Raw genomic sequence first — 26218 nt, 5'->3', positions numbered from 1 at the left:
AGGTCCTTTTTGGTTTTCTTTTTATCACATCACCCTTTTGAGTGTTTGGCAGCATTGCGTTTCTGTTTCAAACGTTCTTTTTCTGCCTTGTATCTGTTCTTGAGGACTTTGATTTTTTCTTTTTTGACATCTTTAGGTGAGTCACTGTCTTCGATAGCTTCTTTTTCCCGTTCAAACTTCTTTTCCAGTTGTTCTAGACGATTGTCATATCTGTCACTAATGGCTTTCTTCATTCCATCGTTGTAGTCTATGCTTTCGTAATGACTTTCCCAGGTCTTGACTTGATTCTCCATGAGAATTTTCCTGATAGCGGCTTTGTGTTCAATGGCTAAAGCTCTTTTTCTTTGTCCCTTTTCATACCCCGGCAGATTACTTTTTCCGATGGCTCTGAATTTAGCTCCAACTTCCCGGTTTAATTTCTTGATTTTTGCAATTTGGTCGGCTGACAGGTTCAACACCTTATCCGATTCGATTCTTTTGTAGACATCGAAATTTGCATCCTGAGCATATGTAAATGATACAAATGCAGATGCAACAAAAACTAAAATTGCTTTTCTCATAATGTAATTTTAATAATAAATAATCGAGGGTAAAGATAGGGCTATTAATGAATGAACAAGCTTTTAATCTATGAAAACATATTAAAATGACAGTTTCCGTCTTGTTATGTTAGCTTTTGGATATAGGCTTGCATTTTATGAAATTTTTTTTAGTAACTTTGTTGCTAATAGATACATGGGGAACTTTATTAGCTTTGATTGTTTCCAAATTGAAGAAAGAAACTAAAAATGTAGATTTTATGATAAAGGCATTATTGCTTGATGTAGATGGTACTTTATTGAGTTTTGAGACTCATGCGGTATCCCAGTCTTCTATTGACGCTCTTAGGAAAGCTCATGATAGGGGAATAAAAATAGTGATAGCTACCGGTAGGTCGGCATGTGATCTTCGTGAAATAGAATCTGTACCGTATGATGGAATAATTGCATTGAATGGAGCTGATTGCATTTTGCATGATGGTACTGTGATAAGAAGAAGTCCGATTCCGGATAAGGATTTTAAGAAAGCAATGGAGATTGCACGGGAGTTTGATTTTGCTGTTGCTCTTGAGTTGGATGAAGGGATATTTGTCAATCGTCTTACCCCTATCGTCGAGAAGATTGCCCGAATCGTAGAACATCCGGTCCCGCCGGTTGTAGATATTGAAGAAATGTTCGGTAAGAAAGAGTGCTGCCAGCTTTGTTTTTATTTTGATGATGAAACAGAGAGAAAAGTGATGCCGCTTCTGCCCACTCTTTCCTCCTCTCGCTGGCATCCTTTATTTGCTGATATTAATGTTGCGGGAACAAGTAAGGCTGCCGGTCTTTCATTATTTGCTGATTATTATAAAATTGAACCTTTAGAAATAATGGCGTGTGGTGACGGTGGTAATGATATTCCTATGCTGAAAGCTGCCGGAATAGGAGTAGCTATGGGCAATGCATCCGAACAAGTCAAATCTGTTGCCGATTTTGTTACTGATACGGTAGATGATAATGGACTTTGTAAGGTGTTGAAGCGTTTTGGATTAATTTAATATTAATAATGGAGCTGATTGGAGGCTAACTTAAAAAGAGTAACTTGTGACAAGTTACTCTTTTTAAGTTGTGGAGCGTATCGGACTCGAACCGATCACCTCGACACTGCCAGTGTCGCACTCTAGCCAGATGAGCTAACGCCCCGTTTTTTCTTAACTGACATAACGTTTGTAAACGTTTTGCTTTTGTTGGCGCAAATATAATGGAATATTCTGAAATAATTGCTATGTTTGCGGAAATAAATATATTGAAAGGACGATGATATGCTGATTTATAATACAACTTTTCAGGTGGACGATGCTGTTCACGATAATTTTTTGATTTGGATAAAAGAGAGCTATATACCTGAAGTGCAGAAGCACGGAACATTGAAGGCCCCACGTATTTGCCGGATATTGAGTCATCGGGACGAAGGAAGTTCTTATTCTCTGCAATGGGAAGTAGAAAGTAGTGGATTGCTGCATCGCTGGCACATGGAACAGGGAGTACGACTGAATGACGAACTGAAGAAAATATTCAAGGATAAAGTAGTCGGATTTCCGACATTGATGGAGATAGTAGAGTGATTCAGCCGGTAAAAGAAAAGATTATTCTGGGTATTGACCCCGGTACGACCATTATGGGATATGGTATTCTGCGTGTGAAAGGTACCAAGCCTGAGATGATTGCTATGGGTATTATCGATTTGCGTAAATTTGCCAATCATTATTTGAAGTTGCGTCATATTCACGAACGGGTATTGAGCATCATCGAAAGCTATCTGCCGGACGAACTGGCTATTGAAGCGCCGTTTTTCGGCAAGAACGTACAATCCATGCTGAAATTGGGACGTGCTCAGGGAGTGGCGATGGCAGTAGCATTGAGCCGTGATATTCCGATCACAGAATATGCTCCTTTGAAAATCAAGATGGCTATTACCGGCAACGGACAGGCATCAAAAGAACAAGTGGCAGACATGTTGCAGCGAATGCTTCATTTTCCTAAAGAAGATATGCCTGTCTTTATGGATGCAACGGACGGTTTAGCGGCAGCCTATTGTCATTTTCTGCAAATGGGACGCCCGACAATGGAAAAAGGGTATAGTAGCTGGAAAGATTTTATTGCGAAGAATCCCGATAAGGTGAAATAAACTCGCGATGAAACAGGAGTGGAGTGAGTAAGGTAATAAACAAGTAAGTTGTAGGTAATGTGAGTACCACAGGGAAGGTTTAGTATGAAGATGGGAACTAATTATTTAGCAATATTGGGGGTGACCACGGTGACGACAGTAATGAGTTGTACTACTGCGAAAAAGGAATATATGTCTTATGAATTATATCCGGTTCGTACGGGAAATCTGATTGAAATGGAGTATACACCGGAGGCAACAAAGTTTATTCTTTGGTCGCCTACGGCAGATGAAGTGCGCCTGATGCTTTATGAGGCAGGTGAGGGCGGACACGCCTATGAAACGGTAAAGATGCAACCGGGAGAAGAAGGTACGTGGTCGGCTGTAGTAAATAAGGACCTCATCGGCAAGTTCTATACTTTTAATGTGAAGATTGATGACAAGTGGAAAGGAGACACCCCTGGAATAAATGCTCGTGCTGTCGGAGTGAACGGTAGACGGGCTGCCATTATTGATTGGCAATCCACCAACCCGGACGGTTGGGAGAGTGACATTCGTCCCCCTTTGAAGTCGGCTGCCGATATGATTATTTATGAGATGCACTACCGTGATTTTTCGGTAGATTCCACTTCAGGTGTGAAGCATAAAGGGAAATATCTGGCACTGACCGAACATGGAACGATGAATTCCGACAAGTTGCTGACAGGAATCGACCATCTGATAGAACTGGGCGTGACACATGTACACCTGCTTCCTTCTTTTGACTATGCTTCGGTAGATGAAACCAAGCTGAATGAAAATTCGTATAACTGGGGCTATGACCCACAAAACTATAACGTGCCGGATGGTTCCTATGCCACCGATCCCTACCAGCCTGCCACTCGTGTGAAGGAGTTCAAGCAGATGGTACAGGCATTGCATAAAGCAGGTATCCGTGTGATTATGGATGTAGTGTACAATCATACATTCAATACGGACGAGAGTAATTTCGAACGTACCGTTCCCGGTTATTTCTATCGCCAGAAAGAAGATAAATCGCTGGCTAATGGTTCAGGATGTGGCAATGAGACTGCCAGCGAACGCCCTATGATGCGTAAGTTTATGGTGGAATCCGTTCTCTATTGGATAAAGGAATACCATGTGGACGGCTTCCGGTTTGACTTGATGGGAATTCACGATATCGAAACGATGAATGAGATCCGGAAGGCGGTGAATATGATTGATCCCACAATCTGTATTTATGGAGAAGGATGGGCAGCCGAAGCCCCCCAGTATCCGGCTGATTCTCTGGCAATGAAAGGAAATATAGCACAGATACCCGAGGTGGCTGTTTTCTCTGACGAGTTGCGTGACGGACTTTGTGGCCCCGTCGGTGATAAGCATAAAGGAGCTTTTCTTGCCGGAATTCCGGGAGAAGAGATGAGTGTAAAGTTCGGTATAGCAGGAGCCATTGAGCATCCGCAAGTACATTGTGACTCGGTAAATTATACTAAAAAGCCCTGGGCAAAACAGCCTGTGCAAATGATTAGTTATGTCTCCTGTCACGATGGTTTATGCCTGGTAGACCGGCTGAAAGCAAGTATGCCCTCCATCACTCCTGAACAACTAATTCGCCTTGATAAACTGGCACAGACCGTCGTCTTTACTTCACAAGGCATTCCGTTTATTTATGCCGGAGAGGAAATCATGCGTGACAAGCAAGGCATAGATAATAGTTATAAAAGTCCGGATGCGGTAAATGCCATCGACTGGCGGCGTAAGACAACTAACGGTGATGTTTTTATTTACTATAAACGATTGATCGACCTGCGTAAATCTCATCCGGCTTTCCGTATGGGAGATGCCGCTCTGGTCCGGAAACATCTGGAATTTCTTCCCGTGGAAGGAAGCAATCTGATTGCTTTCCGTCTGAAAGACCATGCAAATGGAGATCCTTGGGAAGAGATCATCGTTGCATTTAATTCTCGTCCTACTCCTGCCAAACTGGCTGTTCCGCTTGGTAAATATACAGTTGTATGTAAAGACGGAGTGATAGATACGCGTGGATTAGGCATACAAAACGGGCCGGAAGTTATTATTCCCGGTCAGTCGGCTTTGATTTTATATAAGTAAATTCTAACAGAATAGAAGAATATGATTCAAAATACATTCAACATAGCGGGGGGCGTGGCACGCAACCCGCTAGTGCGTTTAGCTACTCCAATCACGGCAACCATTTCGGCTGGTGAACACATTGCAATCGTAGGACCTAACGGAGGGGGAAAAAGTCTTTTTGTCGATACTCTGATTGGGAAATATCCGCTGCGTGAAGGAGTGTTGCAATATGACTTTTCTCCTTCTGCCACTCAGACTGTCTATGATAATGTAAAATATATCGCTTTTCGTGATACTTACGGAGCAGCCGATGCTAATTATTACTATCAGCAACGCTGGAATGCCCACGATCAGGACGAAGCACCCGATGTTCGCGAAACGCTGGGAGAAATCAAAGACGAACAGCTGAAACAAGAACTGTTTGAACTCTTTCGTATTGAGCCGATGCTCGATAAGAAGATCATCCTTCTTTCCAGTGGTGAACTGCGTAAATTCCAGCTGACCAAAACTCTGCTGACGGCTCCCCGCGTATTGATTATGGACAATCCGTTTATCGGGCTGGACGCACCTACCCGTGAGTTGCTGTTCTCTTTGCTCGACCGTTTGACAAAGATGTCATCCGTGCAGATTATTCTGGTATTGTCGATGCTGGACGATATCCCTTCCTTTATAACGCATGTGATTCCTGTGGATAAAATGACGGTATACCCTAAGATGGAGCGTGATGCCTATCTGGAAGCTTTTCGTTCCGGAGATATAGCGGTTTCTTTTGATGGGTTACAGCAGCGTATACTTGATTTGCCTTATGATGGAAATAATTATGATTCCGATGAAGTAGTCAAACTGAATAAAGTCAGTATCCGCTATGATGACCGCACTATTCTGAAAGAGCTCGACTGGACAGTGCGCCGTGGTGAAAAATGGGCATTGAGTGGTGAAAACGGAGCCGGTAAATCCACTCTGTTAAGCCTTGTCTGTGCAGATAATCCACAATCCTATGCTTGTGATATCAGCCTTTTCGGACGAAAGAGAGGAACAGGAGAGAGTATTTGGGAAATTAAAAAACATATTGGATATGTAAGTCCGGAGATGCACCGTGCCTATCTCAAGAATCTGCCGGCTATTGAAATCGTGGCCAGTGGTCTTCATGACAGTATCGGATTGTACAAACGCCCCCAGCCGGAGCAAATGGCTATTTGTGAATGGTGGATGGATATATTTGGCATCGCCGAATTGAAAGATAAACCTTTCCTGCAACTTTCCAGTGGAGAACAACGCCTGGCGTTGCTGGCACGTGCCTTTGTTAAAGATCCGGAGCTGCTGATTCTGGATGAACCGCTTCACGGTCTGGATACTTATAATCGTCGTCGGGTAAAGAAGATTATTGAAGCCTTCTGCCATCGCAAAGACAAGACGATGATTATGGTGACTCACTACGAGTCGGAACTGCCGGGCACTATTACAGACCGTCTTTTCTTGAAGAGAAACCGATAGAAACAGACGGTTGTCTGAAAAGCAATGTTCCGCTCTGCTATTCTGAACGTGGTAAAGAATGGCAGAGTAACTGAAAAGAATATCCTGTTTCTTTAATTAATAGGATGTGTGAACCAGAAACAGGAACCTTTTCCCGGTTCTGATTCTACGCCGATTTTCCCTCCCAGTTGTGTCACGATACTCTGGCAGATAGGCAATCCGAGTCCCGTACCGGGAATAAAGCTGTTGAGTTTTACAAATCGGGTGAAGATAGCTTCCTGTTTTTCCGGTTCTACTCCCATTCCTGTATCCTGAACAGAGAATTTCACTTCGTTTCCATTTATCTGATAATCGATGGTGATGCTTCCTTCGGAAGTGAATTTAAAAGCATTCGTCACGAAGTTCAGCAATACCTGATATAATCTGTTCTTGTCACTGGTGAAGGTCAGTTCGGGCAAATCATCTTTCAGGCGGAGTTCTACTTGTGGAGTCGCTTTCATTTGCATAGCCTGAAACAGATCGCTGCAAAGCTGTTTTGCATTCACTTTTTCGGGAATAATGTCAAAAGTTCCCGCTTCAATTTTCGACAAGTCGAGAATATCGGAAATAAGCTGAAGTAACAGCTTGTTATTATCTTCTATGATCGTGATGTACTGATGCTTTTCTTCCTGATCCTCCGCCTCTTCCAGCATACTCGAAAAGCCGATTATCGCATTGAGCGGAGTGCGTATCTCATGGCTCATGTTGGCAAGGAAGGCAGATTTTAAGCGGTCCGCTTCTTCGGCTTTATCCTTGGCTTTGATCAGCATTTGTTCGGTCTCTTTTAGCTGCGTAATGTCAAAGTTGATACACAGCATTTCAATGATGTTGTCCTGCGGTCGATAGTTACGGACCAGCACATTCACCCGTGTCCATGTGTAGTTTCCGTCAGCTCTGCGGATGCGTACATCCCTGCATAATTTCGAACTTTCACCTTTTATCACCTTAGCCAGGAAGTCGAGCATGACAGCCCGGTCCTCCGGATGGAAGTGAGAATGGATGCCGATAATTTCAGGTAACGGTGTACCTTCCTCTTCTCCTACATTTTTATACCAGCTGCTCAGGGCATACCCATCGCGGCTTAATGCGTCGAAATGAGCATATCCTACTTTGGCATAATCGCCTACCAGTTCAAAGAAATTCTTGAATTCCTGAATTTTGTTGTAGGCGATGGTGTTTTCCGTCTTGTCTACGTTTATCAACAGATAATTAATGGGCTGCCGAGCATGATCATAAAGTGTTGTTATTCTTGTTGTCAGATTAAGGAAACCGGATGATTTCTCCGATTCGTAATATCCGTTGATCTTTGAAAAATCATATTGGAAGGTGAATTCAATATCTTCGTTTTCTTTGATTTTCGGCTTTATCTCTTCCGGAAGAACCGGATTCTCAAAAATGTTAATGCCAATTATTTTTTCTTTATGAGTAATATGGAACATTTCCAGTTCCTTCTTATTTAAGTCAATCAGATCTCCGTTTTTATTATATAGTTCAATGCCGACAGGGATGTTTTTGTAGATATTGTGCAGAATACGTTCACTGTTGTGCAGTGCCCGGTAGGCGGAAGCCATGTGAGGGCTGTCCTGTGTTTCTGCTATTCCACATATTTTGGTGTTTCCTTCCTCATCCGTTTCCTGAAAACATCTTTTACTGCGAATCCACACCTCTCCTTGGGGAGTGTCGAGTAGATATACCTCTTCAACCGTTTGTTGCAATTTGTCAAAAGAGTAGCTGGTGGTATGATGCTGGTCCTCCCGCAAGATACGCTTATTGAAATCCTCAAAACTTATCACCCCGTCTTCGTCTATCCCAAGTAGTCGGGAGATGAACTCGGAACATACATAACTTTCTGTTTTTAAGTCCGCTTCCCACCATCCTATATTCGCTTTATTCAGCAATTTTTGCAGGAATGTATATTCTTTCTGTTTATTCGTTTTCAATGGTTTACTTGTTTTATCTGCGGTTGAATATTTATTTAGTTCGTAAAAATAGTCATTTCTATTGAATAATTTTCAATAAACCATCACTTTTAGGTATTGATACCTTCTGATTATTTCGTGAACTTTGTAGAGAAGCAAAATGTTGTATATATAAACAGAAGAAAGGAGACCATTAAGAATGAAAAAGATAGTATTACTTCGTCATGGAGAGAGTGCCTGGAACAAGGAAAACCGTTTCACGGGTTGGACGGATGTAGACCTGACAGAAAAGGGAGTTGCTGAAGCTGAAAAGGCGGGTGTCACATTGAGGGAATATGGCTTCAACTTTGATAAAGCCTACACTTCTTATCTAAAAAGAGCAGTCAAAACCTTGAACTGCGTACTTGACAAAATGAATCTGGACTGGATTCCTGTTGAGAAGAGCTGGCGTCTGAATGAGAAGCATTACGGTGATCTGCAAGGGCTCAATAAGGCGGAAACAGCAGAGAAATACGGAGAAGAACAAGTGCTGATCTGGCGACGCAGCTATGATATAGCTCCCAATCCACTTTCCGAAACCGATTTGAGAAATCCGCGTTTCGATTACCGCTACCACGAAGTACCCGATGCGGAATTGCCGCGTACCGAATCATTGAAAGATACCATCGACCGTATTATGCCCTATTGGGAATCGGATATATTCCCGGCTTTGAAAGATGCCCACACCCTGTTGGTCGTGGCACATGGCAATAGTTTGCGGGGGATTATCAAGCATCTGAAACATATCTCTGACGAAGACATCGTCAAGTTGAATCTTCCTACTGCCATTCCTTATGTATTCGAGTTTGACGAGAACCAGAATGTTTCCAACGATTACTTCCTGGGCAATCCGGAAGAGATCCGTAAGCTGATGGAAGCGGTAACCAATCAGGGAAAGAAAAAATAGCAGGCTTTGTGTGCCTGCATATCATTGTTATACATTTAAAAAAATAAAGTTATGAGTAAAATAGTTGATTTATTAGGAGATAAGACCAGTTATTATCTGGACCACACCTGTAAGACCATTGATAAATCGTTGATTTATATACCCTCACCGGATACTATCGATAAAGTCTGGATTGATTCGGACCGCAATATCAAAGTGTTGAATAGCTTACAGGCTATTCTTGGACACGGACGTCTGGCAAATACCGGTTATGTGTCCATTCTTCCTGTCGATCAGGATATCGAGCATACAGCCGGAGCATCTTTTGCTCCGAATCCTATTTATTTCGATCCGGAGAATATTGTGAAGTTGGCTATCGAAGGCGGTTGTAATGCGGTCGCTTCTACATTCGGCATTTTGGGGTCAGTTGCACGCAAATATGCCCATAAGATTCCTTTTGTAGTTAAACTGAATCACAACGAATTGCTGACCTATCCTAATTCATACGATCAGGTCATGTTCGGCACGGTCAAAGAAGCTTGGAATATGGGAGCTGCGGCTGTAGGTGCTACCATTTATTTCGGTTCCGAACAGAGCCGTCGTCAGTTGGTAGAGATTGCGGAGGCTTTTGAGTATGCTCATGAGTTGGGTATGGTTACCATTTTGTGGTGTTACCTGCGCAATAGTGACTTCAAAAAAGGTGGTGTGGATTATCACGCTGCTGCCGACCTGACCGGACAGGCTAATCGTCTTGGCGTTACGATCAAAGCAGATATTGTAAAGCAAAAACTTCCTACTAATAATGGTGGTTTTAAAGCAATCGGTTTCGGTAAGACAGACGAACGCATGTATACAGATCTTGCTACGGAACATCCGATTGACCTCTGTCGCTATCAGGTGGCAAACGGTTATATGGGACGTGTCGGATTGATCAATTCCGGCGGTGAATCTCATGGTGCTTCCGATTTGCGCGATGCGGTCATAACAGCTGTTGTCAATAAGCGTGCCGGTGGCATGGGATTGATCAGTGGACGTAAGGCTTTCCAGAAGCCGATGAATAAAGGTGTTGAATTATTAAACGCTATCCAGGATGTTTACCTCGATCCGGCAATAACCATTGCCTGATCTAGGAAAGATAAGAATTAATTCTTATCTTTGACTACCAGATAGTTAACCATTAAAAATTAGAGTTATGAAGTTTTTTATTGACACAGCCAATTTGGAGCAGATTCAGGAGGCGTATGACCTCGGAGTACTTGACGGAGTGACTACCAATCCTTCGCTGATGGCGAAAGAAGGCATTAAAGGTACGGAGAATCAACGTGAACATTACATTAAGATATGCAAGATTGTCAATGCTGACGTGAGTGCGGAAGTAATAGCAACGGATTATGAAGGGATGATCCGTGAAGGGGAAGAGCTTGCCGCACTAAATCCGCATATTGTTGTAAAAGTGCCTTGCATTGCCGATGGTATCAAAGCTATCAAGTACTTTACAGAAAAAGGAATTCGGACGAACTGTACACTGGTCTTTTCCATAGGACAGGCATTGCTGGCGGCAAAAGCCGGAGCTACCTATGTTTCTCCTTTTGTCGGACGTCTGGACGATATTTGTGAAGATGGGGTAGGGCTTGTCGGCGATATAGTACGTATGTATCGTACCTATGATTACAAGACTCAGGTATTGGCAGCTTCCATCCGCAATACGAAACACATTATCGAATGTGTGGAAGTGGGGGCAGATGTGGCTACATGTCCGTTGAGTGCCATCAAAGGGCTGTTGAATCATCCGTTGACTGATTCAGGACTGAAAAAGTTCCTGGAAGATTATAAAAAGGTAAATGGATAATCCGGTTTGAGAAACTAGGTTTTCTTCCAAATTATATGGATAGAGTGGGATGTGTCACAACTGACATATCCCTTTTTTTGCACAAGGGGCTGTGTCAAAACTAAGGCACATCCCCTTCTTTTTTTCATATAAAATAGTCGTTCCTCTTTTTTGTCTATGCGACTATTTTTTCAGTAATTAGGTAATAAGGCTTAATATTCGTCGTATTTTGAGTCACACGTGGTCTGATAAAGATAAATATAGTGTGTGCACTCCTTCTCTTTCCTGCTTTTAGTAGTTTTGTACACATCTTTTTGATATTAAAAGCTATAGCAAAGAAGGCAAAGTCCATTGTAACCTTGTCTTCTCCCACATGCCGGAACCTTTTGTATGCCATGTTGTGTTTCATTTGTCCAAAAACTGCTTCCGGTTCTATACATCGCCTTCCCCTATGCCTGATGCCTTCTTCCGAGAGTAACCTTTCCCGTGCCTGCCGTTTGTATTGGTTTAACCGGTGGTTGACTTCTATCATACGGTTCCCCCGAGCTTTAAAGCAACTGCCACACAAAGGACACCCTTCACATCTTTGTGCTTTATATCGGGCACTTTCGGTGATGTATCCGCTTGCTGTTTTGTCACGTCTAGTTCCTATACGGTTCATGTGCTGCCCCATAGGACAAACGTAATAATCCTCCCCCGCATTGTAATGGAGACTCTCCGCATGGAATGGATTGGGGGTATAACGGGGACGCTGTTCTTTATGGAAGTAGTTGTACTTGACAAAGGCTTCTATCCCATTATCTTGCATGAACCGATAATTTTCTTCCGAGCCGTAACCGGAGTCTGCCACACCGACAGTTGGTAAGCGGTTATAGCGTTGCTCAAAGGAGTGGAAGAAAGGTATGAGGGTCAGTGTGTCGGTTGGGTTGGGAAACAGTCGGAAGTCTATGAGGAATTGGTTCTCGGTACCTATTTGCAGATTATATCCGGGTTTGGTCTGTCCGTTTCTCATGGCGTCTTCTTTCATGCGCATGAAGGTGGCATCAGGATCGGTCTTGGAGTAGGAGTTGCGTTCTCCAAGAGTATCAAGATGGTTGTCGTATTCTATCAACTTGTCACGGTACTCCTCAAGTTCCCGGACCTGTTTCTTCTTTTCCCGGATGACCTTCTTTTGTTCCTTGTCCTTTGTTACAGGCTGGTGTTCCAGCACCTCTTTAAGTTCATTCACTATATCTGAGAGCATGGCGGGAGTGAACTCTACGGGTGTATCTTTCATGGAGTTCTCTTGGGCTATGACTTCATCCACCTGCTCCAGGAGAATGCGGATCTTATCCATCAGCTTTGTACGGTTCTTTTCGACTGTCTTGCGCCAGACAAAAGTATATTTGTTGGCTTTGGACTCAATCTTGGTACCGTCGATATACTCTACGTCAAGGCTGATGAAACCTTTGTCGGCAAGGACAAGAACCAACTGCGTGAATACGGTATTTATTTCCTCTTTTACACGGTTTCGAAAACGGTTGATGGTAATAAAATCCGGATGTTCATTACCGGAAAGCCAGATATAATGAATATCACGTAGGAGAAGATTCTCTATTTTGCGGCACGAATAGATATTGTTCATGTAGGCGTAGATAATCACCTTAAGCATCATTTTAGGATGATAAGGACAGCGACCGGTTGCTTTATAAAGCTTCTTGAAATTGTCAAGATTGAGATTATCAACAACAGTATTAACTATGCGAACCGGATCGTTCGCTGCTATGTTTTCATCAATTCTTCCGGGAAAAAGAACTGTTTGGTTGGGAATGTAAGGACGAAAATGTAACTTTGCCATAACGAAAAACTTTATGCCTAAAGATACAAAAACTTTGGGTAATAACAAAGCCCGGGCTTGTGAAAGTCTGGGCTTTGTGCATAAAAAAAGGTTGTGCCAGCGTTTTGACACAACCTCTTGTTGTTTCCCAAAGTAAAGTATTTGTAACTTTAGGAATAAGTTTTTCGTTATGGCAAAGTTACATTTTTGTTCTTACATTCCTAACCAAACCTTATGAATAATGATTTGTCGTTGTCTGATTATCTTATTTCTTCTCCGGCAGTGTAACAGAAAAATAAGGGTTAGGTGTATGCTGTGCAAAGATAATTGTCTTCATTTTTTCTACAATCTCCGGATGCTGGTCGGCCACATTGTTGTCTTCGTGAATGTCCGTAGCCAGATTGTAAAGGAAAGGTACACCTTTCTTCACTACTATTTTCCAGTCTCCCATACGCACGCCGATCTGGTTTGTTTCATTGAACTCCCAATATAGGAAGTCATGTTCTTTCTGCTTTTTCTTTCCCAGCAAGGTCGGGGCGAAGGAAATGCCGTCGAAGTAATCCACTTCTTTGTTCTTGTTGGTATATTTCTTTACGTAGTTTTTTTCTCCGATGATCTCGCAGAAAGTAGGCATCAGATCGTAGAATGCGCAGATGTGATCGTTCACTGTACCTGCGGGTACGTGTCCCGGCCAACGGGCGATAAATGGAATACGGATACCTCCTTCGTAGCACTGGCGTTTCAAACCACGTAGTTTACCGTCTCTGCCGAAGAATGTAGGATCGGCTCCTCCTTCTTCGTGAGGGCCGTTGTCACTGGAGAAAATGACCAGTGTATTCTCGTCCAGTCCCTTCTCTTTCAGCTTTTTCAGCACTTCTCCTACGTAATAGTCCAGTCGGGTAATCATTCCCGCAAACTGTGCGTGTACATGTGTGATCGCATTGTATCGTGATCCTTCGCTGCCGCCATAGCTCTTGTCCGGATTGAACTTCTCCTTGTATTCATTTAAGATAGAATCTTCCGGCTGAACCAGTTCCGCATGGGGAAGGGTGTAAGTTAGTACTCCGAAGAAAGGTTGCTTGCCGTCCTGTCCGTCCAGCCATTCCATCGCTTTCTCGTGAATCATGTCGGCGGAATATTGCGGACGCTTATGATAATCGGGGCCGTACATCGGATACTTGATGTTCTCGTCCATAACGACACGTACCACTCCCGTATCACCCAGTGCCTTGCTGTAGCGGTTGAGGAAGTTAGGATAGTAGAGGTGGGCCTGGAACTGGCAGATGTAGCCGTAGTATTCATCCACTCCACGTTTGTCCGGAGTAGAACAGGAACCTTCGTAGCCTCCCGCCCATTTGCCGAACATGCCGGTAGCGTATCCGTTCTCCTTCATTATTTCGGGTAAGATGATGTGGTCGGGATCGTAAGGATGTTGCCCCACTACTGCATACTCCTTATTATTGCCATACATGATTGTAGGCGCACTCGTCCAATATTCCTTGTTACCTCGTACTTCGCAGTGTCCTGTATGCTGTCCTGTCATAAAGGAGGCTCTGGAAGGAGCACTGACAGGACTTCCTGCGTATGCCTGTGTGAAGCGCATGCCTTCGCTTGCCATCGCATCTAGATGGGGGGTGCGGATGTATGGCTGACCGTAACATCCCAGATCACCGTATCCCATATCATCGCAGAGGATGAAAAGGATATTCGGCTTTGTGTTGTTTTTCTGCGCATTGGCAGACAGACCTGAAAGAATAAGCGTGCCGCTTACTAAAGAAAATAATTTGTAATCCATAAAAAATAATGTGTTAAGATATTTATATATCAGGGGTTTTGTTGATTAATCGTCTTTGGCTGTTTCTTTTTTATGTTTCTCCTTATATTGGGTCGGGGTTTCTCCCGTGTACTGTTTGAAAGCGGTACTGAAATAGCGGGACGTCGTGAATCCCACTTTTTCCGCGATTTCCGTGAATGACATTTCCGTGCTGGTGATCAGTATCATCGCTTGCTCCATCCGGAACTTATTGATATAGTCATTCGCTCCCATATCCGTGAGCGCTTTCAGTTTGTTGTAGAGGGAAGCCCGGCTCATACCGATTTCTTTGCAGATGAAGGGTATGTCCAACTGACTGTTGTCCAGGTTCTCCTGAATGATCTTGTTCAGTTTGAGCAGGAAAGTTTCATCTGCCTGGCTGAACGTGCTTTCTTCCGGAGCGGGGATCAATCCTGCACTCAGGTATCTTTTCTTGGTGTGTTCACGGTTTTTCAACCGGTTACGGATCAGCTCCATCAGCATTTCCACTTCGAACGGTTTGGTCAGATAGGCATCCGCCCCATTCTTGTAGCCGCTCATCTGGCTTTGTTTGTCGTCTCTCGCTGTCAGCAGGATGACGGGGATGTGACTGATCGTAATGTCTTCCTTTATGTTTTTGCAAAGCTCATATCCGTTCATCCGGGGCATCATGACGTCGCTGACGATGATATCGGGAGTATGGCTTCTGATCAGTTGCAGTGCTTCTGCGCCATCCGCGGCAATCAATATCCGTTTGAAGTATTCACCCAGCGCTTTTTTCAGGAAGTCTGTCAGGTCGGGATTGTCGTCTACTACCAGAATACTATATGGAGTGGTGTCAAAACTGTCTTCCTCTTGTAGCTGTTTGCTGCTGTCGTCACTCATCAGTTCATTCAGATAGGCTTTGGGCTGGCAGATAATCTCTTCCGACTCTTGTTTCAGCGGCAGTTCGAAGAAGAAGGTAGCTCCCGATTCCGAATTGTCACGTGCACCGATAGAGCCGCCGTGCAGTTCTACCAGAATCTTGGAGTAAGACAGCCCGATACCGGTTCCGCTCTGTTCTCCCATACCCTGATAAAAGCGGGTGAAGAGCTTATGGGTGTCCACCTGTTGCAGGCCGCATCCCTGATCGGTAATGGAGACGCGTATTCTTTTTTCTTCGGACAGCAATTCGGAGGAAATGGTGATTCTCGTATCTTGCGGGCTGTGTTTCAGTGCATTGATAAGCAGATTGCTCAGGATGATTTCACACTTGTCCTTATCGAAACTCACGGTTTCGATGCGTGGGTCGAGCTGGTAATGAATATGTATATTTTTCGCTTCGCCTTCGCTGACAAAATCTTGTGATACCTGTTCGATCCATTCGTTGAGCGGATGCGGCTGTATGATCAATTTGCTTTCTCCCACTTCCATCTTACGGACATCAAGCACCATATTAATCAGATTCTTCATTCGTTGGGACTGCCGGTAGATCGCTTTCAGTGGCAGGTATTGCGTATCTCCCGGAGACAGGGATTTCAATATCCGGCTGAGTGGAGCGTGAATCAGTGTCAGCGGGGTACGTAGTTCGTGGCTGATGTTGATCAGGAAACGCACTTTCTCCTCATACACCTGTTGCTCGTGTTCCTTCATGGCCCATTTCAACTTGTCTTCTTTCCGTTTCAGTGTTCTCCGGAACATCTCGACTATGATGCCGGTGGCGAGCAGGGCACACCCCAGTGTGAACCACCAGGTACGGTACCAGGGCGGGAGTACGGTCAGTTCCAGTACTTGCTGACTGGGAATCCAGCTGCCGTCTTTGGCCGTGCAGGAAGCCATAATCTGATAATCGCCCGGTGGGAGCGAGCGGATGACCAGTTCCGGATTGTACGATTCGATCTGCTGATCGTTCAGTCCTTCTATCTGATACCGGTACACTTTCTGCCGGAAAATATCCTCTTCCTTTGACATGATGCGGATGCTTATATTGCTGTTCCAGGGAACGGAAATCCCGGTCGGGTTACCACTCAGTTCGTTGTTGGCGGATTCTCCGTTGACGATCACATCCGATAATTGTAATTTAGGAGATTCGGAGGTAAGCAGGGGCAGTTTGCTGTTGATATAGAGCAGCCCTTTGACGCCTCCCATGTAGACGTTTCCGCGTTTGCTCAGCAAACGGGGTTTGGAGAGATATTCGTTCTGAATGGCACCGTCCGATTCGCCGAACAGTACAAATTTCTTTTCTTTGATCAGCCGGGCGAAAAGCATATCGTTTGTGCCAAACCATACCTTGCCTTGCTGGTCGCATACGATGAGTGTCACTTCCGTGAATAGGTTGGTGGCAAAAGGAGTCCGTTTTCGGGTCGTGGGATCATAGTGGGTGAGCCCATAATTACTTCCTATCCAGAAATCTCCGTATTCATCGCGCGAGACGGAATTGATGACCGTATCATTATAGCACCGGAACAAGGGCTTTAGTTCATTGCTGCGATTGTCCAGCCGGTAGATACGCTTGGTGTCATTCAGGTAGGTGTAATCTCCGTGGTTGGCGATGGGGAGAAGTGTGCCGATAATGTCTTGTCCCTCCTGTTCGGTTGCGATGGAAAAGGTACGTTTGTTCAGGTCGTACTGATAGACGTGATCTCCGAGAAGCAGCACGCTGTTAGGGCTGTTCTGGTAGAGATTGACAGTCTTTCCCCGGTTACAGAGGCGTGTGGTGGTTGGCGTATCTATGATGGTGAATGGCTGCTTTTCTCCCGTAGACGGATTGAATACGAATACTCCTTGTGAGAAAAGGGAAATCAGCAGTTTACCGGGAGTAAACTGGCAGATGGATGCCACCTTGTCTTCCCATGTCGAGAGATAATGGGTAAACTTCTCTGTGAGAGGATTGAAAAGATTGACTCCGCCGCCGTCTGTTCCGATCCATATTTTATCATCAGACTCCTGGTAAAGGCTGAGAACGGTGTTGTTGCTCAGTCCCCGGTTGTTGCCCGGCACTACGTCCGTGTAGGTCACCATCGACACTTCGCGGATGCTGATCAGTCCGTTACGGATACTTCCGGCCCACATATTGTTGTTCTGGTCGTTGTAGAGGCACAGAATGGAGTTGGCGGGGAGTGAATAGTTGTCTCTTCCGGGGATGTGCTCCAGCAGGGAAAGCTGTCCGGTTTCCGGTTCGAGTACGTTGATGCCGCCTCCGTCCGTTCCGATCCACAGTTTATTCTCCCGTTCGGCAAGGCTGAGTATGACGTTGTTGCTCAGGGATGAGTTGTGGGTGGTGTATGATGCCAGTTGTTTTCCGTTCCGGTCGAAGCAATAGAGTCCGTTATTGTAGGGGGCAATCCATATCCGGTTTTTCGAGTCGATGATCATACTCATAATTTCCTTTCCGCAGTCGAAAGGAGGACGGCTGCATTTTCCTGTTTTCAGGTCGAGCAGGAGCAGACCTTGCCACCGGCTGCAACAAAGTGCGGTGTGTTCGTCCCAAAGGCTGAGAATTGTGACGTTGAAGTTGGGAAGGTCCGTCTGGTCAAATTCCTGCAGCAGGTGGAAAGAGGTGTCCCGGTAGTTATAAAAGTAAATCTTGTTTTTGGCTCCGAATAAAATACCGTCCGGGGTGGTACAGGCGGAATATGCCGTAATATTTTTCCCTTTCTCATCGGTTGGCAGGTAGAAATCGTCACTTTGCCGCTGGTAGCGTGCCACTCCTTTGTCCGTCAGAATCCAGATATTGTATTGCCGGTCTTCTACAATCTGAAGGATGAGGTCGTGGGGCAGTGAATGCGGATCGTTCGCCTGATGGGTATATTTCTTCAGCTCATGACCGTCGAACCGTCCCAAGCCGGAACGGGTGCCTATCCACACAAATCCCTGTTCATCCGTAAGGATACACCGGACGGTAGAAGGAAGACCTTCCTTCAGGGAGATCTGCTTGTAATAGTAATGCCCTGCCTGTAAAGGAAGGACACCGGCCATTTGTATGATGAATGCGATGCATAGGACGATATAGAGTCTTGTTTTCATGAGATTAGGTCGAGTAAACAGAAGCAAAGATAATGCATTCGGATGAATAATGAGTAGAATGTACAAAGAGTTTTTGGCAAAGATGGCGTTAATTTATCCATAATCTTTATCTTTGCTCGAAAATGTATGACTATGATTACCGAAGAACTACAGAAACTTTATCAGGAATATGCGGGAGTCCCCGCTGAGAATATTACAGAATTACCATCTTCCGGCTCCAACCGCCGTTATTTCCGGCTGACAGGCGTGAAAACCCTGATCGGTGTATCCGGAACGTCTGTCGAGGAGAATGATGCATTCCTTTATATGGCTGCTCATTTCCGCAAGTCCGGTCTGCCTGTTCCCGAGGTTTATATTGTTTCCGAAGATAAGAGCTATTATCTTCAGGAGGATCTGGGAGATACTCTGTTGTTTCATGCAATCGAGAAGGGGCGTGCCACCAGTGTATTCTCCGAAGAAGAAAAAGAACTGCTTCGCAAGACAGTCCGCTTGCTTCCTGCCATACAGTTTGCGGGGGCTGACGGTTTTGATTTCTCCCGCTGTCATCCGCAGCCGGAGTTCAACCAGCGTTCTATTCTGTGGGATTTGAATTACTTTAAATATTGCTTTCTCAAAGCTACCGGTATGGAGTTTCAGGAAGACAAACTGGAGGACGACTTTCAGAAGATGAGCAATGTGCTGCTGCGCAGTTCTTCCGCTACCTTCATGTACCGCGATTTCCAGAGCCGCAATGTGATGATTAAAGACGGTGAACCGTGGTTTATCGACTTTCAGGGCGGACGAAAGGGACCGTTCTATTATGATGTCGCTTCTTTCCTGTGGCAGGCCAAGGCGAAGTATCCCGATAGTCTCCGTAAGGAACTATTGCAGGAATATATGGATGCCCTGCGCAAATACCAGCCTATTGATGAGCCTTATTTCTATAGTCAGCTCCGTCATTTTGTTCTTTTCCGTACATTGCAGGTGCTCGGAGCTTATGGTTTCAGAGGGTATTTTGAAAAGAAACCTCATTTTATCCAGAGTGTTCCCTTTGCTATCCAAAACCTGCGTGACCTGCTCAAAGAAGCATATCCCGAATATCCGTACCTCTGCTGGGTATTACGCGAACTCACCGAACTCAAGCAGTTTACCGATGACCTTAAAAAACGGCAGCTTACTGTTAAAGTAATGAGTTTTGCTTACAAGAAAGGGATTCCCGATGATTCTACGGGCAATGGCGGCGGTTATGTTTTTGATTGCCGTGCGGTGAACAATCCCGGTAAGTACGAACGCTACAAGCCTTTCACGGGACTGGACGAACCGGTAATCAGATTCCTTGAAGAGGATGGAGAAATTCTCCGTTTTCTCGAATCTGTCTATGCGTTGGTGGATGCTTCGGTAAAGCGATATATGGAGCGGGGATTCAGTAACTTGTCCGTTTGCTTCGGCTGTACGGGAGGACAACACCGTTCGGTTTATTCGGCGCAGCATCTGGCAGAGCATCTGAACCGTAAATTCGGGGTGAAAGTGGAACTGGTACACCGTGAACAGAATATTGAGCGGACTTTTGAGGCTATTGTATAATGAAAGCAATGATATTTGCCGCTGGTTTGGGCAGCCGGCTGAAACCACTGACCGACACGATGCCCAAAGCTCTTGTTCCCGTAGCCGGATGTCCGATGCTGGAACATGTGATCTTAAAACTGAAAGCTTCCGGCTTTACCGAGATAGTGATTAACATTCATCATTTCGGTGAGCAGATTATCGATTTTCTGAAGACTAATAACGACTTCGGACTTACCATACATATCTCCGACGAACGGGATCGGCTGCTCGATACGGGGGGAGGAATCAGAAAAGCCCGTCTTTTTTTTGAAAACTCCGGTGAGCCTTTTCTGGTACATAATGTGGATATCCTTTCGGATATGAATCTGAAAGAACTGTATGACTTTCATATGCAGAGTGGGAGCGTAGCTACTTTGCTTGCCAGCCGGCGTACAACTTCCCGTTATCTGCTTTTTGATACGGAGCGAAAATTGCGCGGGTGGATAAACAAGGATACGGGGCAGGTAAAACCCGAAGGTTTCCACTATGATGAGTCGCTCTATAGGGAGTATGCCTTTAGCGGTATTCATGTCTTTTCGCCTGCTGTCTTCCGGTTGATGGAGGCACCGCGCTGGGAAGGCAAGTTTTCCATCATGGATTTTTATCTGGCTACTTGCGGGCAGACGGATTATTCCGGTTATCTTGCGGAGAAGTTGGAACTGATTGATATCGGCAAGCCGGAGACGTTGGCACGGGCAGAAGAATTTGTGAAAAAGCTGACATTTTAGGGCAGTCAGTACATTTGCACATTCATATAAATGAAAGACGGGAATTTTCGGAAACGGATATTGCCGCCTTTCTTTTTTTGTCTCGAAAGATGTCTGATAATGTTTGGTCGCTATAAAAAATGCGATGAAATGGACTATTTTAGACATTTTTGGAAGAATCATAGCTAAAATAGAACATCTGAAATCTTAGATATAACCTAAATTTGTGGCAGTGAATGTCAGGAAAGACCTCACTATTTATATAAAAAGGTAATCTTAATTAATAAACTTATGAGAAGCAAATTCCTATTTCTTTGTCTCTTCCTCTTTGGAATGTTGACAGCTTGCAAAGACACAAAATGGGTAGATGTTCCAACCGGTACTCCTCCCGAAGGTTCAGTTACGGGAAAGCCGGGCGAGACGGAAGACCCCGATGATCCTGATCCTACAGTGAAGACATTTATCAACTGTTCTTATATCCGTGGCGATTTTTTTGAAACGAATCGAGTTTCCGGAGCAAGTATGGGCGCCTGCAACGATTTGATTTATCTGACAGCACGTCCTTATGCCAACGGTGACCTGACTTTTGACCTGCCTGTGAATGATGCTGCCATAACGGGAGCAGCCACATATACTTCTTCTTATAGCGGTCGCAGCGGAGTACTGAAATTTGAAGGTACCGGAAAAATGAATGCCGGCGACGGTCTGTTGCACTCACCGGACGGAGCTTTCAAGAAGTTCACATTCGGTACTTATATATATGTAAGCGAATGGGTGGACGGCGCCTGCTTGTTTAAGAAGGCAGACGGAAATACTACTATCATCGCTTTCCAGCTGGGAGCAACGGAAGGCAATCTGAAACTGACTGTCGGAAGTGCTTCTGCAACAGTTACGAACAGTGCATTGAAACCGGGCGCATGGCATTATGTAGCGGTGACTTATGATGGCGGTACTGCTAAGCTATATATAGATAATAATGCTGCTACTGACTTTACAGGCTCGCTGCCTGCTTCGGTTCCTAATACCCGTGCGGATTTTGTGATGGGAGAAAAACTGAAAGGATATTTGGATGAAACATTCGTGAACAGTCTGCTGGTGGGTACACTGGGCAAAAATCCCATTTCTTTTGATACATGGAATAATACTAAAACACTTGCTTACTGGAAATATGACGATGCTGCCAAACCCGGTAAGGATTCACATACATGGGCTATCCGCCTGGAACAGATCCGCACTGCATTGAACGGACAGGCGGGCGACCGGAAGCTACGTCTGGGTATTGCCGGCGGCGAATGGCTGAAAATGGTAGGTAACGCGACAGCTCGTACCAATTTTGCCAACAACGTAAAGAAAGTGCTCGAAGAATATAATCTGGATGGTGCAGACCTTGATTTCGAATGGGCTTATTCATCCAATGATCTGGCTAATTATAGTAAGGCCATTGTACAACTGCGTGAAGTATTGGGAAAAGATGTATTCTTCACTGTATCCCTGCATCCCGTTTCTTATAAAATAAGTGCAGAGGCTATTATTGCTGCTGATTTTATCTCACTGCAATGCTATGGTCCTTCGATAGAACTTTTCTCTATGGAACGTTTCAAATCGGATGGCAAGGCTGCTGTGGAATATGGAATTCCTCAGGATAAGCTGGTGATGGGAGTACCTTTCTACGGAACTACGGGAACTGCCGGCGAACAGGCTGCCTATTTTGACCTTGTCGGCAAGGGTAATCTGACTAATACTTCTGCAGATCAATGGAGTTATGACGGAAAGAGCTATACGCTCAACAGCCAGAAGACAATTCGCGAGAAGACACAGTATGTTTGTGAAAATGGTTTTGGAGGTATCATGAGCTGGGATTTGGCTACGGACGTAGATGTGACGCACGAAATGTCTTTGTTGAAAGTTGTGAAAGAAGAGTTTGATTACTACGCCAACCCTACTGTAGAATAAAAATAGAATCTTAATTAGTAAATATAATATTATGGAAAAAAAGAAGTTCGTGAGAAAACAAGGACGCTTTGTTCTTTTTCTGATGCTCCTGTTATTGTTTCCTCTGGGTGCGTTGGCACAACAAAAATTGATAAAGGGACAGGTGGTAGACGAAATGGGAGAACCCATCATCGGTGCTACGGTCATGATAAAAGGTGTAACCGGAGGAACGATTACAGATATTGACGGTAATTTCTCTATTCAAGGAAAAGTAGGCAGTACTCTTTCTGTTACATACGTCGGATATGCTCCGCTACAGGTAAAAGTCACCAAACAGGAAGGTAACAAACTGGTGATGAAGGAAGATGCCAAAGTATTGGATGAAGTTGTGGTGGTAGGTATGGATACACAGAAAAGAAATACCATTACGGCAGCCGTTGCCACATTGAAAGATGATGCGATCGTGAATCGTCCTGTGACCGACGTTACCAGTGCTTTGCAGGGTAATATTGCCGGTTTGAACTTTGCTTCGGATGCAGTAGGCGGTGGTGTCGGCGGTGAAATCGGTGCCGATATTAAATTCAGTATTCGCGGTATCGGCTCTATCAATGGTGGCGAGCCTTATGTATTGGTGGATGGAGTAGAGCAGAGCATGCAGAATGTGAACCCTGCTGATATTGCCAGCATCAGTGTACTGAAGGATGCTTCCGCTTCTGCCGTATATGGTGCGCGTGCTGCTTATGGTGTGGTTTTGGTAACGACCAAGAGTGGTAAAAAAGAAAGAGCCAGTGTTACTTATCGTGGTACGGTAGGTTTCAGTTCACCTATCAACATGCCGAAGATGATGGATGCGTTGCAGTATGCAGCATATAATAACCAGCAGTATGATAATGGAGGAGCTTCTTCCGGTTTGCAGAAGATTTCGGATAAGACTATCGAAAAGATCAAGGGATTTATGCAAAACCCTTATTCGGCTGAATTTCCGGGAATAGAACCGAATACTACCGGTGATGACTGGGCAGGAGCTTATTACAATCAATACGGTAATACAGACTGGTTTGACTATTATTTCAAAGACAAGTCTGTCCGTCACTCTCACAATCTGAGTGTACAGGGCGGTTCTGACAAAGTGAACTACTATATCGGTATGGGATACACTTATCAGGAAGGTCTGCTGGATAAGGTACAGGATGATTTGAGCAAATATAACCTGAACACGAAATTGCAGTTTAAGACAAGTGACTGGCTGCGTTTCAACCTGAACAACAATATTACTTTGCAGATGATCAAACGTCCGATGGCCAATCAGCTGATCCTGTATAATAAGATCGGTAGCCACCGTCCGACTCAGGTGACTGAGTTGCCGGTTGAATCGGAATATAATATACCTAGCTGGAATGAAATGTTGTATCTGAAAAATTCAAATTATCAGAGAAACCGTATTTCAGATGCCTTGTCACTTTCGGCTACCGTCACTCCTTTGGAGGGATGGGATATCACCGGAGAAATGAAAATCCGTTTCGATGTGGAAAATAATGACCTGAAAATGAAAGACGACCAGAAGTATGAAACTCCTGCGGGTACTTTCAAGCCGGGTGATGCAACCAACCAGAGACAAGGATTTGCTTATCCGGGCATTAGCTGGAAAAATATGTATTTCGGCTCTTATACCCGCGGTAGCATGTTCAATTATTATTTGTCGCCTAATCTGTCCAGCTCTTATACCCACCAGTGGGGAGGTCATTTCTTCAAGGCAATGGCAGGTTATCAGATGGAGCTACAGGAATATTCGGAAGAATATATGTACAAAGATGGTATGTTGAGCAACGACATTTATTCGTTTGATAATGCCAGCGGAAACGTGATAGCAGGTGAAGCCCGTTCGCATTGGGCTACGATGGGATTCTACACTCGTCTGAACTGGAACTACAATAATATTTATTTTCTGGAGTTCAGCGGACGTTATGATGGTTCTTCTCGTTTTGCAAAGGGACATCGCTGGGGATTCTTCCCTTCATTCTCTGCCGGTTATGATATCGCCCGTACTCCTTATTTCCAGCAACTGGCACTTCCGGTGTCTCAGCTGAAAGTACGTGTGTCCTACGGTCGTCTGGGTAATCAGAACGGTGCCGGCTTATATGACTACATTGCTCAAATGCCACTGGATGCACAGGGTACCAATGCGTGGCTGTTGCCCGGTATCTCGTCTTCTACAGCTTCCAAAGGAACGATAGCCAAGACTCCGAAAATGATCAGTCCGTACATTACCTGGGAGAAGGTGGATAATGCCAACCTGGGTTTTGACCTGATGTTGTTAAAGAACCGTCTGTCGATTACCGCTGACTTCTATCAGCGTACGACACGTGACATGATCGGTCCGGCTGAGTCTATTCCGAGCATCAGTGGTATTGCTTCGGATGACCGTGCAAAAGTAAACAATGCTACTTTGCGCAATCGTGGATGGGAACTTTCCGTGAGCTGGAATGATAAACTGAAATGTGGTTTCAGCTATGGAATCGGCTTCAATGTGTTCAACTACAAGGCGGTGGTGACGAAGTATAATAATCCGGAAGGTATCATTTACAATAATCATACAGGTCTGGCTGCCAATAAAGGTTACTATGAAGGTATGGATATTGGCGAAATATGGGGGTATCGTGCAGACGATCTTTTCCTGTCGAACCGTGAAATTGATGATTACCTGAGAAATGTAAACCTGACAGCATTCAAATCGAATGATCTCTGGCGTCGCGGTGACTTGAAATATATCGATTCCAATGGTGACGGTAGGGTAGACGGAGGTAAAGGTACTTTGGCAGATCACGGAGATTTGCAGATTATCGGTAATACGACCCCCAAATATTCATTCGGTATCAATTTGAATCTGGGATATAAAGGGTTCGAAATATCTACTTTGTTGCAAGGAGTGGCTAAGAGAGATTTCCCGATTTCCGGAAGTAACTATATGTTTGGTGGCAACAACTACAACTTCAAGGAACATCTCGATTACTTCAGTACAGAAAACCCGAATGGATACTTGCCGCGCCTGACCGGTTGGAAGGATGACAAAGACTTTTTGGTAAATACCGGATATAACACTACTCGTTATCTGCTGAATGCCGCTTACATGCGTATGAAGAACCTGACGGTTGGTTATACCTTCAACAAAAAACAGTTGAGACATATCGGTATCAGTAATCTGAAAGTATATGTGACTTGCGATAACTTGTTTACTGTAACGAAACTGCCGAAACAATTTGACCCGGAAACACTGAACCAGGTAAATATGTCGGCTGGCGGCGATGCTCAAAATACGGCTCCGGGTCTGACTTCTCCTATGAAGCAGAACGGTAACGGTATGGTATACCCGATGAACCGCAACTTCGTATTCGGACTTGATTTCACCTTTTAATTAGAGA

17 protein-coding genes and 1 tRNA gene are annotated in these 26218 nt (G+C 44.6%); 12 read left to right on the top strand and 6 right to left on the bottom strand.

From position 1 onward, the window contains the following. Nucleotides 1-29 precede the first annotated feature (29 nt). Nucleotides 30-560, bottom strand: a complete 531-nt coding sequence (locus K6V30_RS21895; protein ID WP_010538897.1) for a hypothetical protein — start codon at nt 558-560, stop codon at nt 30-32. 239 nt (nt 561-799) lie between these two features. Here K6V30_RS21895 and K6V30_RS21890 point away from each other — a divergent pair, with 239 nt between their 5' ends. Continuing rightward, nucleotides 800-1576 carry a Cof-type HAD-IIB family hydrolase gene (locus K6V30_RS21890; protein ID WP_029425643.1) on the top strand — a complete coding sequence of 259 codons (777 nt, stop codon included), beginning with the start codon at nt 800-802 and terminating at the stop codon, nt 1574-1576. Nucleotides 1577-1647: 71 nt separating this feature from the next. On the opposite strand, the gene K6V30_RS21885 is transcribed toward K6V30_RS21890, so the two are convergent. Further along, nucleotides 1648-1721 (bottom strand) — tRNA-Ala (locus tag K6V30_RS21885). Between the two features lie 119 nt (nt 1722-1840). Between K6V30_RS21885 and K6V30_RS21880 the strand changes: the two genes are divergently transcribed. The 4 genes from K6V30_RS21880 (at nt 1841) to K6V30_RS21865 (ending at nt 6273) form a co-directional block, all read left to right on the top strand. Then, on the top strand, nt 1841-2143 hold the full coding sequence (locus K6V30_RS21880) for a DUF4286 family protein (protein ID WP_010538895.1): 303 nt from the start codon (nt 1841-1843) through the stop codon (nt 2141-2143). Further along, complete coding sequence (ruvC, locus tag K6V30_RS21875) at nt 2140-2706, top strand: crossover junction endodeoxyribonuclease RuvC (RefSeq protein WP_055270191.1); 567 nt, start codon at nt 2140-2142, stop codon at nt 2704-2706. The genes K6V30_RS21880 and ruvC overlap by 4 nt, the downstream gene beginning before the upstream one ends. 84 nt (nt 2707-2790) lie before the next feature. Next, a complete protein-coding gene (gene pulA / locus K6V30_RS21870) occupies nt 2791-4797 on the top strand; it encodes a type I pullulanase (protein WP_055270189.1) in 2007 nt (668 codons plus the stop codon). Nucleotides 4798-4818: 21 nt separating this feature from the next. Further along, the gene (locus K6V30_RS21865; RefSeq protein ID WP_055270187.1) at nt 4819-6273 is read left to right on the top strand and encodes an ATP-binding cassette domain-containing protein; all 1455 of its coding nucleotides are present in this window, start codon (nt 4819-4821) and stop codon (nt 6271-6273) included. 92 nt (nt 6274-6365) lie between these two features. Here K6V30_RS21865 and K6V30_RS21860 read toward each other — a convergent pair whose 3' ends face one another. After that, entirely contained in the window at nt 6366-8231 is a 1866-nt protein-coding gene (locus tag K6V30_RS21860; protein ID WP_171033364.1) for a PAS domain-containing sensor histidine kinase, read from the bottom strand. Nucleotides 8232-8409: 178 nt separating this feature from the next. On the opposite strand from K6V30_RS21860, the gene gpmA reads away from it, so the two are divergent. The 3 genes from gpmA (at nt 8410) to fsa (ending at nt 10984) form a co-directional block, all read left to right on the top strand. Beyond that, nucleotides 8410-9156, top strand: a complete 747-nt coding sequence (gene gpmA, locus K6V30_RS21855; RefSeq protein ID WP_055270185.1) for a 2,3-diphosphoglycerate-dependent phosphoglycerate mutase — start codon at nt 8410-8412, stop codon at nt 9154-9156. A gap of 51 nt (nt 9157-9207) precedes the next feature. Continuing rightward, entirely contained in the window at nt 9208-10260 is a 1053-nt protein-coding gene (locus K6V30_RS21850) for a class I fructose-bisphosphate aldolase (protein WP_010538889.1), read from the top strand. Between the two features lie 67 nt (nt 10261-10327). Beyond that, the gene (gene fsa / locus K6V30_RS21845; protein ID WP_010538888.1) at nt 10328-10984 is read left to right on the top strand and encodes a fructose-6-phosphate aldolase; all 657 of its coding nucleotides are present in this window, start codon (nt 10328-10330) and stop codon (nt 10982-10984) included. 154 nt (nt 10985-11138) lie between these two features. Here fsa and K6V30_RS21840 read toward each other — a convergent pair whose 3' ends face one another. From K6V30_RS21840 to K6V30_RS21830, 3 genes are all read right to left on the bottom strand, one after another. Then, on the bottom strand, nt 11139-12800 hold the full coding sequence (locus tag K6V30_RS21840; RefSeq protein WP_224207187.1) for an IS1182-like element ISBthe2 family transposase: 1662 nt from the start codon (nt 12798-12800) through the stop codon (nt 11139-11141). A 244-nt stretch (nt 12801-13044) separates the two neighbouring features. Further along, entirely contained in the window at nt 13045-14574 is a 1530-nt protein-coding gene (locus K6V30_RS21835) for an arylsulfatase (protein ID WP_010538887.1), read from the bottom strand. A 45-nt stretch (nt 14575-14619) separates the two neighbouring features. Further along, a complete protein-coding gene (locus K6V30_RS21830) occupies nt 14620-18576 on the bottom strand; it encodes a hybrid sensor histidine kinase/response regulator transcription factor (protein WP_070612734.1) in 3957 nt (1318 codons plus the stop codon). A gap of 132 nt (nt 18577-18708) precedes the next feature. On the opposite strand from K6V30_RS21830, the gene K6V30_RS21825 reads away from it, so the two are divergent. From K6V30_RS21825 to K6V30_RS21810, 4 genes are all read left to right on the top strand, one after another. Beyond that, nucleotides 18709-20139: a RapZ C-terminal domain-containing protein gene (locus K6V30_RS21825; protein ID WP_055271617.1), complete on the top strand. Its 1431-nt coding sequence runs from the start codon at nt 18709-18711 to the stop codon at nt 20137-20139. Next, complete coding sequence (locus tag K6V30_RS21820; protein ID WP_055271593.1) at nt 20139-20888, top strand: nucleotidyltransferase family protein; 750 nt, start codon at nt 20139-20141, stop codon at nt 20886-20888. Before K6V30_RS21825 ends, K6V30_RS21820 begins: the two co-directional genes overlap by 1 nt. A gap of 270 nt (nt 20889-21158) precedes the next feature. After that, a complete protein-coding gene (locus tag K6V30_RS21815) occupies nt 21159-22820 on the top strand; it encodes a glycosyl hydrolase family 18 protein (protein WP_055271595.1) in 1662 nt (553 codons plus the stop codon). A 31-nt stretch (nt 22821-22851) separates the two neighbouring features. Continuing rightward, the gene (locus K6V30_RS21810) at nt 22852-26211 is read left to right on the top strand and encodes a SusC/RagA family TonB-linked outer membrane protein (protein WP_010538882.1); all 3360 of its coding nucleotides are present in this window, start codon (nt 22852-22854) and stop codon (nt 26209-26211) included. The last annotated feature ends 7 nt before the right edge of the window (nt 26212-26218 follow it).

The sequence above is a fragment of the Bacteroides faecis genome (assembly GCF_020091505.1).
Taxonomy (GTDB): Bacteria; Bacteroidota; Bacteroidia; order Bacteroidales; family Bacteroidaceae; genus Bacteroides; species Bacteroides faecis.
The sequence above is the reverse complement of the archived record's forward strand: the minus strand, read 5'-3'. Positions and strand labels throughout refer to the sequence as shown.